Below are 14,768 nucleotides of genomic sequence, written 5' to 3'. Positions count from 1 at the left end.
GTGGCCTGCTTTTACTCCGCCACGATGGCCTGGAATCCGACCGCCGTTGACAGCCGAGAATGGGCGCGCGGCGTTCGTCATCGTGCCGGCGGAGCTTTCCGCTCGCGCAATCATCGGGTCGAAGTAGCCGATGCGCGCGGCGTTCCGGCTGGCCTCGTCCAGGCCGCCGAAGGTCGCGAGATTGTCCTGCGTGCGCGTGCGCGGGCTGGCCATCGCGCGGCCCGTCGCAACGGCCTCGATCGGCTGGCTATCAGCCCGATATGCATCGCGCGCCGCCGCGTATTGTGGCGAGCTCTTGGCCAGCTTGTCGTCGAGCGCGTCGCGGATCGGCTTCAGTGCATCGACGACGCCACCGCGGCCCTCTTCCGTGGCTTTGGCAATCATCTGGTCGATATTCGTCTTCGCCCGGAAGGCCTTTTCGACATTCGTGACCGTCAGCGTGTCGGATGCCAGATAGGACCGCGCCGTCTTCACCGCCTCACGAATCGGGTCGCGGATCGCGGCTTCGCCCGCCTCTATGCCGGCACGAGCCGCGAGGTCCGTCGGAACGGCGCCGGTTGACGTGGCGACATTGTCCGCAGCCGGAGAAATCGTCCGGTTGGCGATGCTGACGGGCCGGCTGACATTGATAGGGTTCACGTCCTGCTCGACAGGCGCGTAGTTCCGGCCGGCATTCGCGGAGCGCTGCTGCGTCAACGCCTGCTCGTACTGGCTGGCGGTCATCGGCGAGCCAGATGCATCATGAAGAGCGCCAGCGACACGGCGTCCCTGATCCATCTGGCGGGACATGAGCGCCTCGGCCACACCCTGGCGGGCATCGTTCGGGGTGCGCGTGACGGTCGAAAGCATCCGCTGGCCCGCGTTGCCCATGGCATCGGCGACCATGAAGCCATCCTGCCCGTCCATCCGAGCGCCCTGCATGATGCGGGCAATATCGTCGATCTCCCGGCCGGAACGCTTCACCCCTTCACCGACGGCAGCCGCCGCATATTGATCGGGACGCAGGCGGGCGAGGAGTGGTGCGACCAGCGGTTTTCCGACTGCCGAGATGCCGGCTGTGAGAGGCGGAATAGCTCCGCCAACGGCCATTCCAGCAATGCCGCTGGTGATTGCTCCTTGGCCTCGTTCCTCAATCCCCTCGCCGCTGCCAGCGCCGTAGAGGCCGCCGACGATGGCGCCTTCCTTGCCGCCCGCAAGGGCGACGCGGGGCAGGCTCTTGCCGGCTTCGATCGCGTTGGCGGTCGCGGACAGACCGGATTTTGCCAGCCCGGCCGCTTGCGTCACGCCGCCGGCAAGCTGTCCGCCCAGCCGGTAGCCGAAGCGGTTTTCAGCATCGGACTGGTCAATCGCGTTTTCGTCGGCCTTGTTCGCCTTGTAACGCTCGCTCCACGACGCTCCGGATTTTCCGAGGCCGAAGAGCGGTTGCAGGGTTGCGTTGGCCGCCGCGGACATCTCATCGGCAAGACCGAACGTCATGGTGTCTGCAGCCCCGCGCACGGCGGCGTCGACCTTTCCTAGGAAGCTATCACGCTTGTCCGGCGCGGCCTCTGCCTTGAGCGGTGCCGCGGCCGTTTCCTGCGCCGGGACATTGTACGTCGCGTAGTGCGAGCGCATGGCACCCTCGATCGTCTCCGCCGAAGTTCCGACCGGGAAGGCGAAGGTCGAGCCGTCGGGGCCGGTGATCTTGATGTCAGCCATTTACATGAGCTCCATCTTCCCGGTGGCGGGATTGTACCGGAACGAACCGGGCTTGCTGGTGTCTACCGTCGGCGCCGCTGCTGCTGCGTTCCCGCCGGCCTTCGCCTTGGCCCGAGCAATGCCCCCGCGAACGACGGCTTCCAAATCGTTCAGCGCCTCGTCAAAGCCCTTCTTCGACTGCGCACGATCAAGGCGGGCAAGCGCCTGGGTGCCCTTAGCGCCCTCGATATCGGTGATTGCACCGCCGCCCTTCAGCGTGTTGAAGGCCTGCAAGAACGTCTGCCCCTTGAGCTGATCGACGAGATTGACGAAGTCGCGGGCCTCGGTGCCGGCGGCGCCGCCGCCAATCACAGGCAGGGTCGACGTCCAGCCAGTGGCGCCCCAGCCGTCCCGGCCAGGGTGCTTGCGGACGGCATCGATGGTGGCAAGCGACTGCTCGGCCGAGGCGAGTGCGGACGGCAACGACATCTGAGCCTCGCCTTCCTGCTTGCCGACGACCTTCTCGCGCTCCGCGCCGGCAATGTCCTTTTTCTCCGTGCCGATGACGTTGCCGGTGCGCTTGTCGAGCAAGATCCAGTTCGTCCCGCCGTCCAGCTTCTCGATACCGCCCGAGACCTTGACGCCGTCGGGCAGCTTCGTTGCCACCGCTTCGCCCTTGTCGTTGGTCTGCAACATCACCGTGTTGCCACTGCCATCTTGGCCATAGACCGGGTTGAGGCCGAACTTCCCCGGCCCGGCCGCATCAGCCTCGGTGAAGTCGGCAATGACCTTGCCCGTGCGCGGGTCGACGAGGCGGCTGCCCATCGTGACGCCGCGGTCACCCTGCGCCGCCTCTTTCCGCATCTTCGCGATTTCGAGCGTCATCTTCTCGCGTTCGAGGGGGTCCTTGGCGCTGAGCGCAATGGCGCGCTGAGCCATCGCTTGCACGACCATCTTTCGGCCGGCCGGCAGGTGTTCGAATGTCGGGCCGCTGAGGATCTGTAGTGCTCGCGATGGGGTGAGGCCGAACATGCCGCCGGGCTGGGCGCCAGTTTGTCCTGGTACGGCGAAGCCCTGCGCTTCCGAGGCTCCCGGCGCTGGCACATCGGCCTGCGCGGTCTGCGTCGGCTGAGCACTGCCAGCAGGGCCATCGACGACGGGGTTGCCCTGCTGCGCCTCAAGTCGGCGCACATCAGCCTCATTTTCCGCCACCTGGACAGGGATTGCCGGCGCCGGACCGGCTTGACCGCCGAAACGCTGGGAATAGGCCTGCGTCAGCGCGAGCCGGCGCGCAGTCTCGCCGCCGGGCTGGTCATAGCCCGCGAAACGCCAGGCGTTCGCCATGATGCGGTTCGCCTCGTCCGGCGTCTTCGCTGCATTGAGGCGCGGGATCAACGTCGGGTCTTCGCTGGCGAAATACGCCGCCTGCGTGGCCGGGCTGATGTTGCCGGGCTGCTCGCCCCGCTCTGCCGCGAACCGATGGAGGCCCTGCAGACGATCGGCCCGCCACGACATGATGCCGCCGGCTGTGCCGGGCTGCCCGCTCTGGCTCGGGTCGCTCCAAGTCCGGTTGACGTTCTGGGGCGAATAGCCGCTCTCCGCCTTGCCCGTTGCGGCAACCGCTCCTAGCCCGATGGGATTGGTCAGGCCGGCCTTGCGGACGCCATCGACGAAGCTGTTTTCGATGTCGGTGGGGGCACTGAGGTTCGCTGGCGCGGCTGACGGTGCAGGCGCTGCCGCCTGTGGGTTGCCCGCGGCGGCGCTAGGCGCGTCACCTCGATATTCTCGATCAGCCGCCTCACGGCTCGCGCGTTCATCCCGCCGCGCGATATAATCGTCGATCGCGCCGTTCAGGGCTTGCGCCACGCGGGCAAGGCCCTGCCAACCGGACAGGATAGGCGACGTGTCGGTCGCCTTTTCGAAGCTCTTCTGTGCCCGCTCGCGGCGTCTCTTGATCTCATCGAGCGCGACGACCATGGGCGCCTGGTCGGCCTGCTGCGGCTGCGGGTCATAGAGGGAGGTCAGGAAGCCGAGGGATGCCATGCGTCACCTACTTCTTTGCACCGTAGGCCGATCCTGCTGCCTGCAGGCCTGAGCCAATCAAACCAAAGAGGCCGCCCGCGGCGGCGGCCTTCTTTTGCTGGGCGGCCGCATTCGCCTGCGTGAAAGCCTGCGTGACCTGCCCATAATCCGGCGCCTGAACGTTCGCCTGAGGCGTCGAGACGAATTTCGGGCTCTCGATTTGGCCGGTGCCCATGAGCGCGGCGATTTCGTTGTAGATCTGATTGCGCGGCAGGAGGAGTTCCTGAATGGCCTGCTGCCGGTTGCCCAGCGCCTCGGTCGAATAGGCGTCCGTCTTGCCCTGGTTGAAGGACAGCATGGCGTCGTTGAACGCCTGCGTGCCCTCGCGCAGGCCACGATTGATCAGCGACTGCTTCAGCGAGGCCTCTTCATCCGCATAGCGTTTGTCGAGCCGCGGATTGACGATCTGGTCGGTCTTCGCCTTGATCGCGGCATCCGACAGGTCCGCGTTCTCCGACAGCAGGCCGGTTGCGCGGTCGAGCTGCTGGCCGGCCAGCGTGTTGGTCTTTAGGTCGACCTGCTTCTGGGCGTCGTAAGCCGCCTGCTGCGTCGGGTCGAGCGTGGTGGTCGCGGCCCAGCGCGGCGAGCCGCTGTCGGTCGTCCCGATCTGCTTGAAGACCAGCGAGCCGTCGGGCGTGTACTGGTCGACCATCGACATCTCGGTGCCGGCGATAGCGGCTTCCTTGTTCGCCTGCGCCTGCTTCTCCGCATTCTGCTGCGCGACCATCGTGGCCATCATGGTCTGCTTGGCGCCGCCGCCGAAGAGGTTACCCATGGCTGCGCTCCTTGCCGAAAAGCCTGCATTCGCTCGCCAGGTCTGGGTGTGCTTTGGAAATTCGAGCCATAGCCATGTGCGGAATCCCGGATTGGCGAGCAGTCATTGGAGCTGGCCGTACATGAGCTGCCGCGTCCGATAGCCTTCAGCCGGAACACCGACGCGAACGCGAGCGCCTTCGGCTGTGGGGATGCCGAGCTCGCCTGTGACGAGAAGGCGGACCTGATGCGAGTGACCTGCTCGCACCGCTTCCCAAGTCCTGTCCAACTCCACGGCCGTCCGAAGAGCGGAAAGGTCCGATTCGCTGAATCCCAAGGCCGTTTGCAGCGCGAAAAAGACAGGATGGTCTTTGGAAGGCCAGGCTTCGCGGCGATCGATGGTCTTGGTGAGGCTGAGCTTGTCTGCGGCTTGGAGCGCCTGAATTGCTTCGATGAGCTCGGCAGATGTCGAATAGTCGATGTCCATCACTGTGCCGTCAGGCTCGCCCAAGGACATGCAGTAGCCGCCATCGACTGCGAATACGAAGGCGGTAAAATCGAAGGTGTCCATCAAGCAGCCTCCGCCGGGTTGGACGTCGAACGATCAGCGGACTCGGCCAGTGCTCGCCACACGCTGCGCTCCGAAATGCTCAGAGCCGATGTGATCTGGCGAACGCTGAAGCCTCGCTCCCTCATCCGCATGACCCGCCAGCGCCTCGCCGTCGGCACGCAGACTATGTTGCGCGCGTGCTCGGCAGAAAGCCGTGTCGCGGCATCGCGGTCCCCGCCGCATGCGGACAACAGCTCCTCTGTTATTTTGGCTGGCACGTACATCCGCCGGCCGCCGCGGTTGGACAGCAGATGAAGCGTGGCATCCTCGCCTATCAACGATGAAAGCTCTTCGGGGCGCATTGCTCAGCCTTTATCCAAACCAGCACCAAAATCTCACGCCCTGTGAGGCAGCGTCAGGCTGAAGATGTGTCTCAGGAAACGGCAAAGCATCAGGCTGACAGTTGGTCTCAGGAACGCGCGCCAGCGGGTCAGAAATCGTCGCGAATAACGTCGAGGCCGCGCCGCTGATCCGACAGAATTCCGCGGAGCTCCCGCATCGCTTCGCGAAACAGAGCTCGTTCACCGCCCTTGAAGGCATTTCGGGAGGCGCGCTTCTTACCCGCGTTGCTTTTTGGCCCTGTGGACCGCTCCCAGGGGCGCCAGTTCTTGATGGCGATTGCGTGCTTTTCCCTGCGCTCCAGCGTCCATCCGGTCGCTCGTTCCATGCTTCTGCTCCAAAAGTTCGTTCGGCGGGGTTGATCCGCCTTCCACCCGCGCAAAGGTCCTCATGTCGTTATTCACCTGCTGCGGGCCGCTGGTGATATTGGCTTGCCGAGCGAAGACTGTTGGCGGGTTCACGATGTTGGCGAGCGTTTCCAGCGTCATCCGGCACTGGTTCTGAGCGCGGAACGCCATTCGGAGCCGGTCCTCGGCCGCCTTTGGGTGAGCCGTGAGATTGAGCGCTGCTCTACGGCCCATTTCGACGAATATGGTGTTCAGAGCGATGGCCTGGCTCGCGAGCATTTGCTTGACGCTCGACAGATCTCCGGACGCGACGACGGTGCTGCTGCTCTTCAGCGCCTCGAATGCCGCGGTCAGCGCCACCTGCCCGAACAGCCCTTCGGAGAAATCCGTCACGATGACAGCACTGCCGAGTTGGGCGCCGGCCAACTCCCGAGCCAACGGGGCGCCTTCCTTGTCGTCTGGGCGCCGATCCACCTCGAAGGTCCGCCGCTTCGATTTGGCTTCCATGCTCATTCGAATGCCTCGCTATGCTGATTGGAGTTGGCAGTGGGGTTCGCCCATGGCCGTCAGCAAGCCTTCCGGCACCTTGCATCCCGGCTCGCCTGGCGCTGGTCCCCATGCGTGGCTGTTCCATGTCGATGGATCGCGGCACCAGCTTTCGACCGGCATGCGCCAGCTCTCGGTCTCCGCCGCAAATTTGGCGGGCGGTGGGGCCTGATGATCCTCCCAGCCACGGCGGTTCAGCCACACTGAGCCGTGCGGGATGAAGCGGCTGCCGACATTGCCGCGCTTCTGCTCGGCCGCCGCGAACGCCTTGGCTCCGGCGATGATCAGTTCGGGATTGGCCCCGGACTTCACTGCGGCCTCGAACCTCTTCCGGGCTGGCTCCTTCGGATCGGTGCCGTCACGCCTGGGATAGGCCGCCCTGAAGCGTTCGAAATCCTCGTTCGTCGCCTTCCTGGCTGGCTTCGTCGCTATGGGCTTTTCGAAGGGATCAGCAGCATCGGTCACGGTTGAAGCGTGCCCATTTCGCCTATCGTCACGCTCACCCGGCGCAGCCGGATCGCACAAGAGAGTATCTTTCTTGTATTTCTTGTCTTCTTCTTTGCGTCGCTGCTGCGTCGTTTGTGCGTCGGCCCCTGCGTCGTTCGCCGCGTCGCTTGGAAGGCTGACGCGCTGATATTTGTCATAGTTGCAGATGGTTATGCGCGTTGTGCCTGCGTCGCTGTCTGCGTCGATTACCGCGTCGATTTTCAGACGCCCTAAGAACCGTCTAACGCGAGGTTCTTTCCAGCCCCATTTGTCGGCCATGAACCGCAGCGAATGAGCGAGCTGTCCGCGTGCGAGCTCCATCACGTTGGAACCGGTGCGAAAGCGGCGAGGCCGATAGGACGCCTCGCTTACCAGCCACATGAACGCTTCGCGCTCAGTGAACGCTTCACGAGCGAAGACCGGGTGATCCCAGATGCCGCGGTCGACCGCGAAGACGCCGCGCTCGCTCATGATCGCCAGTCCTGCGCCATGTCCGCGATGATTGAGCGGGCCGGATCGCACCAAAGGGTGACGCGACCAGGCGAGCCCTGCCGGCTCTTCTCGACGCCGACCTCTACCGCATTCTTGATCCGCTCGAATTCGTGGATCGCATCAGGATCGCGGTTCCGGTACTTCTCCGATTTCGAGAGGTAATAGGCCTCGCGATACAGCATCAGGACGGCGTCTGCGGCCTCTTCGATCTCACCCGAGGCGCGCAGATCCGCCAACGTCGGACGCTTGTCGTCCCGTCCCTCGCTGGCGCGGTTGACCTGGCAGCCGAGGATGACGGCACACCCGAGTTGCTTGGCGAGCACCTTGGCGCCGTTCGCGACCTCTCCGAGCTCACCGACGCGGTTGCCGGCATACCGGCTCGATGGCTTTACGATCTGGGCATGGTCGATGATGACAAGCTTCAGCGCCGTACCCTGCCGCTCGAACCGGGCCGCCTCCCGCTTCGCCGTCACCAGGATATCGGTCATCCCGAGGGCGGGCGTATCGTCTAGATAGAATGGCCTCTGCTGAAGCTCGTCACGCTGCTGCTCAATGTCGTCGAGATCTGCTTCGCAGATGTGGCCGGCGAGGATATCGCCATAGGGCGGCGCCTTGCCGCCGATGTTCTCCGCGATGCAGCGCGCGGCGATTTCGGTTCCCGGCACCTCCAGCGAGAAGAACGCGACGCCATGGCCGGCCCGGCTGACCTTGTTGGCGATCGACGAAGCCACCATCGTCTTGCCCATGCCGGTGCGGCCGGCCAGAACGATCAGCGCGCCGGCAGCGAGCCCGCGCATAGGCAGATGACGGTCCAAGGTGGTGAGCCCGGAGCCAGGCGGCCGGATGCCCGTGCCCGCGAGCATCGCCCGCGCATCCGTCGCGACCGTCGCGGCAACGGCGCCGATGCCGGTGCGGCGAGCGCCCTTGCGATCGAGCGTCACGTCGCGGACCTCGTCGAGGTCGTTCAAGACGCGCTCGACGAGCTCGCGCGGATCATGCGCTAAGACGTTGCCGCGGATCAGATCGGCTTTGCCGACGAACTCGCGCAACGCCCAGTTCGCCTTGATGTCCCGGCAATATTGCGCGAGCCGCGAAGGCGTCACCGCGTCGGCCAGCAAGCGCGCCTGCACCTGCTCGAAGCTGGCTTCCGGGCCGAAGATGGTTGTGGCACCGCCTTGAAGGACGGTGCGCAGGTCGATGACATCGCCACGGAGTGCAACGCCGCGAATGCGTTCCCAGAGCGAACCCAGGCCGGCATCCCAGAAATGGCGAGCCTCTATCTCTGTGCCGAGCGCAGAACCCACGGAGTTGGGGTGCATAAGCACCCCGCCGAGCATGCCGATCTCCATGGCGAGGGTGTTGTCCGCCCAAGCTGGCAGGATGTCGATGGGAGGTGCGTTCATGCCTCCTCTCCATCGACGTCTTCACTGCTGGGCAGCGTTTCATCCCAGATAAAGCCGAGCAGGCGATGTCCGACGACGACGGTCATCCCCGCCGCGAAGTAGACTTGGCCCAACGCAACATCGTGAGTGTTCGACGCGAGCAGCCCCGACAAGATCAGGTGCGAGGTCGCGTGCATGATGTCGGCGCCGACTTCCTCCTCTCGCATGCCGGTTTCGGCGAGCGCGCGACCGAAGAGCGCGCTATACGAGACGGCGTCGGGCGTCTCGGCGACGTGGCGAAGAATGCCGCCGATGATGCTCGCGCGGAGCTCTGGCAATGGCTTGCTCATGCCGCCCTCCGCTCGATCACGGTGACGGGCACGCTCAGAACGTAGCGGGCATGGCTGCCGGCATAGGGGCCGGCGTGCTTTTCGTCATGGGTCACGACGCCTACACCGCCGCGGCGGAGCTTGAAGACGTAGTGGCTCCAGCGCGGGCCGGGGTGGTCGATCGGCGTGCAGCCGCGCTCGCCGGCCGTGATGAGGTTGTCCAAGGCCCAGGCGTCGCGGCCCCGGAAGGTCTTGGGCGTCGGATCGCCCTCAACGGTGACTGTGATGGATTTCAGATTTGCCATCAGCGTGTCTCCCGAGGACCGAGGTCGGCAAGCTGCGCAATCGTGGCGGCATGCGGAACCGTGACACCGAAGCGCTGGGAGATCCGGTTGACGATGATGGCCGGGATGATAGTTTCGGGTCCGATCGCTGGCGAGCTGATCTGAGATCCGAGCCCCGCAAGCGCCCTGGACGGCGCGGCGGGGTTCAGCTTTTCCAGAGCCATCGGATCACGCTGCGCCTTGCAGAGTGGCGTCCGAAGTGCTGGCGCGCTTGCGCCCCTCGCACCAGTGATCCAGGTCAGCCGGATCGTAGACCACGCGTGTGCCGATCGCGATGAACTTCGGGCCGCCGCCGAAATGGCGCATCTTGTTCAGCGTCGAAGCACTGACGCCAAGATACGATGCAGCCTCGTTTGTTGGGAGTTTCCGCTTACCGGCGGGTGCGTCCAGAATGGACATGCCAATTCCTTTCAGCTTGCCGAACGCGCCAGGCGCGCTCTGGGTAAGCCGAGGAAAACAGGTGGCGGCACCGTTGTCGGGAACGAGACCCCGAGATTTATTTGGTGGGGGTTGTGGTCCCTAGGACTGAGCGACTGCTCATGAGCCTTGCCCTTATCATTTCGAACCCCGGCCAATCATTTATATCGGCCCACCTCGGCGGCATCCATGACGGCGCGTTTTGCAGCGCCACCGCCGCGGTCTTCGCCTGAGAAAAGAAGCTTGGCACATCCGCTCCTGCGCCATGCCAGTCTTTCCACGCAGCTCCAACGAGAGCGAGAAATGGGTTCTTATCGGGGTCATTGCTTCCGCCCGGCAGGCGCCCTGTCGCGAAAAGCCATGCCTCGGCAAGGATCATCACGAATGCCTGCCGCGACAGGTCGCCTGTGTTCTGCCGCTGCCTGGACCATTCATCGCGGCGCCGTTTCGCATCGGAGGCGAGGTCTTTCAAAAGTGAGGAAGCGCGATCCAAGATGACCAGATCGGCCTCAGCATCGGCCTGCCCTTTGAGAAAATCGGTCGAGGGGTCCCGCTTGCCCCCGTAACGAGTCCAGAGCAACGGAAACCATTTAACCGAGTCCATGGCCTCAAGTGCTTTCACATCTCGATCTATGGCCTCGGGAGCTTTCGCAGCTTGAGCCATGGCCTCAAGTGCTTTGACGACTTGGTCTATGGCCTTCCTTGCCTTCTGAGCTCGTTCGCTGACCGTCTGCAACGGCGTTAGATCGGCCGGCACATCGGGAGACGCGGCCCGCAGTATGGCAATTTCCAAGCATCGCCCAACGAGATGCTTGATATACGGCTTCAGATCTTGGGGAACCGCTGGCCCACGTTTTTTCTCGATCCGTTCAAAAAGGAAATCGTAGGTCAAAGTCTTTTCTGGCGCCTTGAATACATGCTCCGGCACTGGCCCTTTGTATTTCTTGTCGTGGAGGTCATAGTGGTGCGTCTTCACGGCGAGCGCTTCCGGCGCGGCATCGGCACTATCTCGGCGCCGGCGACTCCCTTCAGTGCAGCATCGATTGTCCGGCCGATACGATTGGCGACGCGCAAGGACGGGTCGGCTTGCAGATGGGCATAGACCTGCGTGGACCGCATATTGGCGTGCCCGAGCAGCGCGCCGGTCATTTCGAGGCTTTCACCGGAAGACACCGATGTCGAGCCCAAGGTGTGCCGCAGCGTGTGCGGGGTCACGCCAGGCAGTTTTGCCAGCTTGATCGCCGCCGGCCATACCCGCTTCGTTCCCTGATAGAACCCTTCGCCGCGCTCGGCCGGGAACACATAGTCGCTGCCGTCCGTCTTGCCGATCGACGCGAGCAGCGCCATGGCGGCGGAGTTGAGCGGCCGCATCGAAAAGCCGGTCTTGCTGTCCCCGAAGATCAGCGCTGCGCGGTCGAAATCGACCTCCGCCCATTTCAGCGCCGCGACCTCGTTCCGACGGCAGCCGGTCAGCGCCCACAGGCGGGCGATATTGAGGGCCTTCGGATTCGATCCCTTCGCTTCGAGCGCGACCAATGCCTTGCCGAGCTCGCGCACCTGATCGAGGGTCAGGAACTCCTTGCGCTGATTGTCGGTCTTGTTGACTGCGGCATGCTCGCATGGGTTTTCAGCGACGATTTCCGAGCGTTGGGCGAAGGTGAAGACGGCGGATAGGTCGCGGACCACCTTCCGCGCAGCGCCATCTCCGCCGCGGACAATCACCCTCACGCCCTTGTCGTTTTTCTCGTCGCAGGCCGTCTTGCCGTCGGTCACATCGGCCACGAAGCGCACGATGTCGCTTGGACGAACGTCCGAAACGCGGCGCTTCCCGAGCAGCGGCAGGACATGATGGCTCAAGCGCGCCATCGTGTAGCGTTTCGTCAACGGCTTCATAGCAGTGCCCTGGCGCTTGCCGCGCTGGATCACACACCCCCGCTTCTCGTATTCCGTCAGCAGCTCGGCAATTGTCATCTCGCGGCGCTTCGCCGTGCGGCCGGCAGCCGGGTCGTCGCCATTCGCCACGCTGCCGAGAAGCTTGCGGGCCTTCTGCCGGGCCTCGTCGGGGGTCAGCGTGCCGTACTGGCCGACGACCATATTCCGGCGTGTTGCCTTCCTGCCGCCTCCGTCGGCGCGGTAGCGGATGAGGAAGGTCTTGCGCCCGCTCTTCTCTATGCGCAGGCCGAAGCCGGGCAGGTCCGAATCCCAAATCTCATATCGGTCTGCGCGCGCCTCCGCCGCGTCGACCGTCCGCTTGCTCAGCCTGATCTTGCTCGTCTCGCCAGCCATCGAATGCGCCTTGGGGTCCACATGGGGTCCACGCTCTGTCATCCCCGAGGAAAACAGAAGAAAGCGCCGCTTCGAAATTCAGCGCTCTTACAAGCGCTTATGACACGCTAGGAAACTGGAGGAAAGCCGGTATAATACTGTTCACAACCTTGCCAAGGTTGGGGTCGAGGGTTCGAATCCCTTCGCCCGCTCCAGACAATCTCAAGGCTTGAGAAGCATGCAAGCGTCGGATCTTCCGGCGCTTTTTGCTTTTTTGAGCCACGTCGCGCCGTCGCCGGGAAGCCCTTGGCTTCAAACGCAAGAGGGCGCCTCGGGCGCCCTCTGCTTGTGTTCGCGATCTTCGCCCTGTGGGCTCATTCCAGCTCCGCGCCGCGCTTCTCTGGAATGAGCAGCCACATGGCGATGAGGTCGAGGATGTAGAGGGCAGCGAGCAGGGCGATGGCGGTCTCGAAGCCATGGGTTGTCGCGATCGCGCCGACCACGACCGGGCCGAAGCCGCCAACGCCGCGGCCGATATTGAACAGCACGTTCTGGGCCGTGGCGCGCGCCGCCGTCGGGAAGAGCTCGCTGATCAGCGCTCCATAGCCGCCGAGCATACCGTTGACGAAGAAGCCCATCACGGCGCCGGCGACGAGAAGCTGCATGGGATCGGTCAGGCGCGAATAGACCATGACCATCACGGCAGCGCCGATCATGTAGCCGAAGAAGGCCGGCCGCCGGCCGATCCGATCAGCGATATGGCCGAAGGCGAAGATGCCGAGCGCCATGCCGCCGATGGTCACCGCCGTCCAGATCGCCGACTGGGTGAGCTGGAAGCCGAACCGCGTGGCGAGGTAGTTCGGTAGCCAGATCATCACGCCGTAATAGCCGAAGTTCTGGACCGAGCAGAGGATGACCATGCCGAGGCTGAGCTTGGCGGTCTCGCCATCCTTGACGAGCAGACGCAGCGCCGATTGCTGCGGCCGCTCCTTGGAGCGGGTGACGAAGACTTCGGGCTCGTGCAGGGAATGGCGGATGAAATAGGCGGCGACCGCCGGCAGGATGCCGATGGCGAACATGCCGCGCCAGCCGATCGAGGGCAGCAGGAGCGGGGTTGCGAGCGCCGCCGCCAGCACGCCGACCTGCCAGCCGAGCCCGACATAGGAGGAGGCTCGCGCCCGCTTCGAGGCCGGCCAGGCCTCGGCGACCAGCGCCATGCCGATGCCGAATTCGCCGCCGAGGCCAAGGCCCGCGATGGTGCGGTAGATCAGCAGGTCCCAGTAGCCCTGGGCGAGGGCGCACATGCCGGTAAAGACCGCGAAGAGCACGATGGTCCATGTCAGCACGCGGACGCGGCCGATGCGGTCCGAAAGCATGCCAAAGCCGATGCCGCCGAGGACGGCGCCGACCAGCGTCGCAGTGACCAGCGAGGCGGCCTGGGCCTGGCTGAGTTGGAGATCGGCCGAGATCGCGCGCAGCATGAAGCCGAGGATCAGCAGGTCGAACCCGTCCATGGCGTAGCCGATCGCCGCGCCCCACAGGGCCTTGCGCGCCTTCCCGTCGACTTCGGTGGGTGCCACGGCGACTGCCGCCTGAAGATCGCTCATGATGGAAGCCCCTTGCTGCTGCTCCGGCCAAGCCCCGCGGAGCGGCGATGCCGAGACGGCACGCCCAATTCGGATCGTTTCGCATCTCATGCTGCCTGAGCCGGCGCAATGATCGCCAGCGGCCGAGCCTGTGGATGTCGTGGGAAACGCTGCAACGGTCGTTTTTCGGCAACGCCGCCGGTATCCTGCTGCCTGATTGGCGGTAGGAAGCGTCATAAGCGGCAGAACAGGGTCGCTATCCGGGATGAAATCGCTCCGCGGAGGGATTGACCTGCCGGGAAAGCGCGATCAGAAGGGGCCGTTTGCCAATTCGACCTGCCCTTGCGCCCCCTTGCCCTTCCCGGCGAGCGGCGTCGCTCAGCCCGGAGACACCGCCATGTCCAACCTGTTCACCCCCACCGACAGGACGGTGATCGCGCGTGAAGCGGCCAAGATGCTGCTCGAGATCAAGGCGGTCCACTTCTACAGCGACAAGCCCTTCTTTTTCACCTCCGGCTGGGCGAGCCCGGTCTATATCGACTGCCGCAAGATCATCTCCTACCCGCGCCTGCGCTCGACACTGATCGATTTCGCGGCGACGACGATCGTGCGCGATATCGGCTACGAGTCGCTCGACATCATTGCCGGCGGCGAGACGGCGGGCATCCCCTTCGCTGCCTGGATCTCGGATCGCCTGTCGCTGCCGATGCAGTATGTCCGCAAGAAGCCGAAGGGTTTTGGCCGCAACGCCCAGATCGAGGGCTCTGTCGTCGAGGGAGCGCGCACGCTGCTGGTCGAGGATCTCGCCACCGACGGGCGCAGCAAGGTCAATTTCGCCGAGGCGCTGCGCAATGCCGGCGCCGATGTGCAGCACTGCTTCGTGCTGTTCTATTACGACATCTTCCCGAAGAGCCGCGAATTGATGACCGAGATCGGCATCAACCTGCACTATCTCACCACCTGGTGGGACGTGCTCGCCGTCGCCAAGGATAGCGGCCATTTCCAGCCGAAGATCCTGGCCGAGGTCGAGAGCTTCCTGAACGATCCCGCGACCTGGTCGGCCAAGCATGGCGGCATCTCGGCCTTCGGCGAGGAAAAGAAGCCGGCCTGAGC

16 protein-coding genes are annotated in these 14,768 nt (G+C 64.4%); 1 reads left to right on the top strand and 15 read right to left on the bottom strand.

Features of this window, described 5'->3' with window-relative positions:
- The 15 genes from Q0Q36_RS06945 to Q0Q36_RS06875 form a co-directional block, all read right to left on the bottom strand.
- Window positions 1-1,698: hypothetical protein (locus Q0Q36_RS06945; RefSeq protein ID WP_293796710.1), on the bottom strand; the 1,698-nt coding region annotated here is incomplete at its 3' end.
- On the bottom strand, window positions 1,699-3,720 hold the full coding sequence (locus Q0Q36_RS06940; RefSeq protein WP_293796709.1) for a hypothetical protein: 2,022 nt from the start codon (window positions 3,718-3,720) through the stop codon (window positions 1,699-1,701).
- Window positions 3,721-3,727: 7 nt separating this feature from the next.
- Window positions 3,728-4,534 carry a hypothetical protein gene (locus Q0Q36_RS06935; RefSeq protein ID WP_293796708.1) on the bottom strand — a complete coding sequence of 269 codons (807 nt, stop codon included), beginning with the start codon at window positions 4,532-4,534 and terminating at the stop codon, window positions 3,728-3,730.
- A gap of 102 nt (window positions 4,535-4,636) precedes the next feature.
- Window positions 4,637-5,083: a hypothetical protein gene (locus Q0Q36_RS06930; protein WP_293796706.1), complete on the bottom strand. Its 447-nt coding sequence runs from the start codon at window positions 5,081-5,083 to the stop codon at window positions 4,637-4,639.
- Window positions 5,083-5,424 (bottom strand): helix-turn-helix domain-containing protein, encoded by a 342-nt coding sequence (locus tag Q0Q36_RS06925; RefSeq protein ID WP_293796704.1) that lies wholly within the window; start codon window positions 5,422-5,424, stop codon window positions 5,083-5,085. Before Q0Q36_RS06925 ends, Q0Q36_RS06930 begins: the two co-directional genes overlap by 1 nt.
- 255 nt (window positions 5,425-5,679) lie before the next feature.
- Window positions 5,680-6,321, bottom strand: coding sequence for a hypothetical protein (locus Q0Q36_RS06920; protein ID WP_293796703.1), 642 nt, complete (start codon window positions 6,319-6,321; stop codon window positions 5,680-5,682).
- A 12-nt stretch (window positions 6,322-6,333) separates the two neighbouring features.
- The gene (locus Q0Q36_RS06915; RefSeq protein ID WP_293796701.1) at window positions 6,334-7,311 is read right to left on the bottom strand and encodes a hypothetical protein; all 978 of its coding nucleotides are present in this window, start codon (window positions 7,309-7,311) and stop codon (window positions 6,334-6,336) included.
- Window positions 7,308-8,735, bottom strand: a complete 1,428-nt coding sequence (locus tag Q0Q36_RS06910; protein ID WP_293796700.1) for a DnaB-like helicase C-terminal domain-containing protein — start codon at window positions 8,733-8,735, stop codon at window positions 7,308-7,310. The genes Q0Q36_RS06915 and Q0Q36_RS06910 overlap by 4 nt, the downstream gene beginning before the upstream one ends.
- On the bottom strand, window positions 8,732-9,064 hold the full coding sequence (locus Q0Q36_RS06905; protein ID WP_293796699.1) for a hypothetical protein: 333 nt from the start codon (window positions 9,062-9,064) through the stop codon (window positions 8,732-8,734). Before Q0Q36_RS06905 ends, Q0Q36_RS06910 begins: the two co-directional genes overlap by 4 nt.
- Window positions 9,061-9,348 (bottom strand): hypothetical protein, encoded by a 288-nt coding sequence (locus Q0Q36_RS06900; RefSeq protein WP_293796698.1) that lies wholly within the window; start codon window positions 9,346-9,348, stop codon window positions 9,061-9,063. Before Q0Q36_RS06900 ends, Q0Q36_RS06905 begins: the two co-directional genes overlap by 4 nt.
- On the bottom strand, window positions 9,348-9,551 hold the full coding sequence (locus tag Q0Q36_RS06895) for a hypothetical protein (RefSeq protein ID WP_293796696.1): 204 nt from the start codon (window positions 9,549-9,551) through the stop codon (window positions 9,348-9,350). Before Q0Q36_RS06895 ends, Q0Q36_RS06900 begins: the two co-directional genes overlap by 1 nt.
- A 4-nt stretch (window positions 9,552-9,555) precedes the next feature.
- Window positions 9,556-9,786 carry a helix-turn-helix domain-containing protein gene (locus Q0Q36_RS06890; RefSeq protein ID WP_293796695.1) on the bottom strand — a complete coding sequence of 77 codons (231 nt, stop codon included), beginning with the start codon at window positions 9,784-9,786 and terminating at the stop codon, window positions 9,556-9,558.
- Window positions 9,787-9,883: 97 nt separating this feature from the next.
- Entirely contained in the window at window positions 9,884-10,780 is an 897-nt protein-coding gene (locus Q0Q36_RS06885; RefSeq protein WP_293796693.1) for a hypothetical protein, read from the bottom strand.
- A complete protein-coding gene (locus Q0Q36_RS06880; RefSeq protein WP_293796692.1) occupies window positions 10,777-12,090 on the bottom strand; it encodes a site-specific integrase in 1,314 nt (437 codons plus the stop codon). The genes Q0Q36_RS06885 and Q0Q36_RS06880 overlap by 4 nt, the downstream gene beginning before the upstream one ends.
- Before the next feature lie 353 nt (window positions 12,091-12,443).
- A complete protein-coding gene (locus tag Q0Q36_RS06875) occupies window positions 12,444-13,676 on the bottom strand; it encodes an MFS transporter (RefSeq protein WP_293796690.1) in 1,233 nt (410 codons plus the stop codon).
- 376 nt (window positions 13,677-14,052) lie between these two features.
- On the opposite strand from Q0Q36_RS06875, the gene Q0Q36_RS06870 reads away from it, so the two are divergent.
- Complete coding sequence (locus Q0Q36_RS06870) at window positions 14,053-14,766, top strand: orotate phosphoribosyltransferase (protein ID WP_293796688.1); 714 nt, start codon at window positions 14,053-14,055, stop codon at window positions 14,764-14,766.
- Window positions 14,767-14,768 lie beyond the last annotated feature (2 nt).

The organism is uncultured Allobosea sp. (assembly GCF_945957345.1).
Classification (GTDB): domain Bacteria; phylum Pseudomonadota; class Alphaproteobacteria; order Rhizobiales; family Beijerinckiaceae; genus Allobosea.
Note: the sequence above shows the minus strand (reverse complement) of the source record. Positions and strands in the feature narration are given on the sequence as shown.

Excerpts from the sequence above, each read along its gene's own strand:
- Q0Q36_RS06940 (WP_293796709.1), bottom strand. The coding sequence starts at position 3,720 with ATGGCATCCCTCGGCTTCCTGACCTCCCTCTATGACCCGCAGCCGCAG.
- Q0Q36_RS06935 (WP_293796708.1), bottom strand. The coding sequence starts at position 4,534 with ATGGGTAACCTCTTCGGCGGCGGCGCCAAGCAGACCATGATGGCCACG.
- Q0Q36_RS06930 (WP_293796706.1), bottom strand. The coding sequence starts at position 5,083 with ATGGACACCTTCGATTTTACCGCCTTCGTATTCGCAGTCGATGGCGGC.
- Q0Q36_RS06925 (WP_293796704.1), bottom strand. The coding sequence starts at position 5,424 with ATGCGCCCCGAAGAGCTTTCATCGTTGATAGGCGAGGATGCCACGCTT.
- Q0Q36_RS06920 (WP_293796703.1), bottom strand. The coding sequence starts at position 6,321 with ATGAGCATGGAAGCCAAATCGAAGCGGCGGACCTTCGAGGTGGATCGG.
- Q0Q36_RS06915 (WP_293796701.1), bottom strand. The coding sequence starts at position 7,311 with ATGAGCGAGCGCGGCGTCTTCGCGGTCGACCGCGGCATCTGGGATCAC.
- Q0Q36_RS06910 (WP_293796700.1), bottom strand. The coding sequence starts at position 8,735 with ATGAACGCACCTCCCATCGACATCCTGCCAGCTTGGGCGGACAACACC.
- Q0Q36_RS06905 (WP_293796699.1), bottom strand. The coding sequence starts at position 9,064 with ATGAGCAAGCCATTGCCAGAGCTCCGCGCGAGCATCATCGGCGGCATT.
- Q0Q36_RS06900 (WP_293796698.1), bottom strand. The coding sequence starts at position 9,348 with ATGGCAAATCTGAAATCCATCACAGTCACCGTTGAGGGCGATCCGACG.
- Q0Q36_RS06895 (WP_293796696.1), bottom strand. The coding sequence starts at position 9,551 with ATGGCTCTGGAAAAGCTGAACCCCGCCGCGCCGTCCAGGGCGCTTGCG.
- Q0Q36_RS06890 (WP_293796695.1), bottom strand. The coding sequence starts at position 9,786 with ATGTCCATTCTGGACGCACCCGCCGGTAAGCGGAAACTCCCAACAAAC.
- Q0Q36_RS06880 (WP_293796692.1), bottom strand. The coding sequence starts at position 12,090 with ATGGCTGGCGAGACGAGCAAGATCAGGCTGAGCAAGCGGACGGTCGAC.
- Q0Q36_RS06875 (WP_293796690.1), bottom strand. The coding sequence starts at position 13,676 with ATGAGCGATCTTCAGGCGGCAGTCGCCGTGGCACCCACCGAAGTCGAC.
- Q0Q36_RS06870 (WP_293796688.1), top strand. The coding sequence starts at position 14,053 with ATGTCCAACCTGTTCACCCCCACCGACAGGACGGTGATCGCGCGTGAA.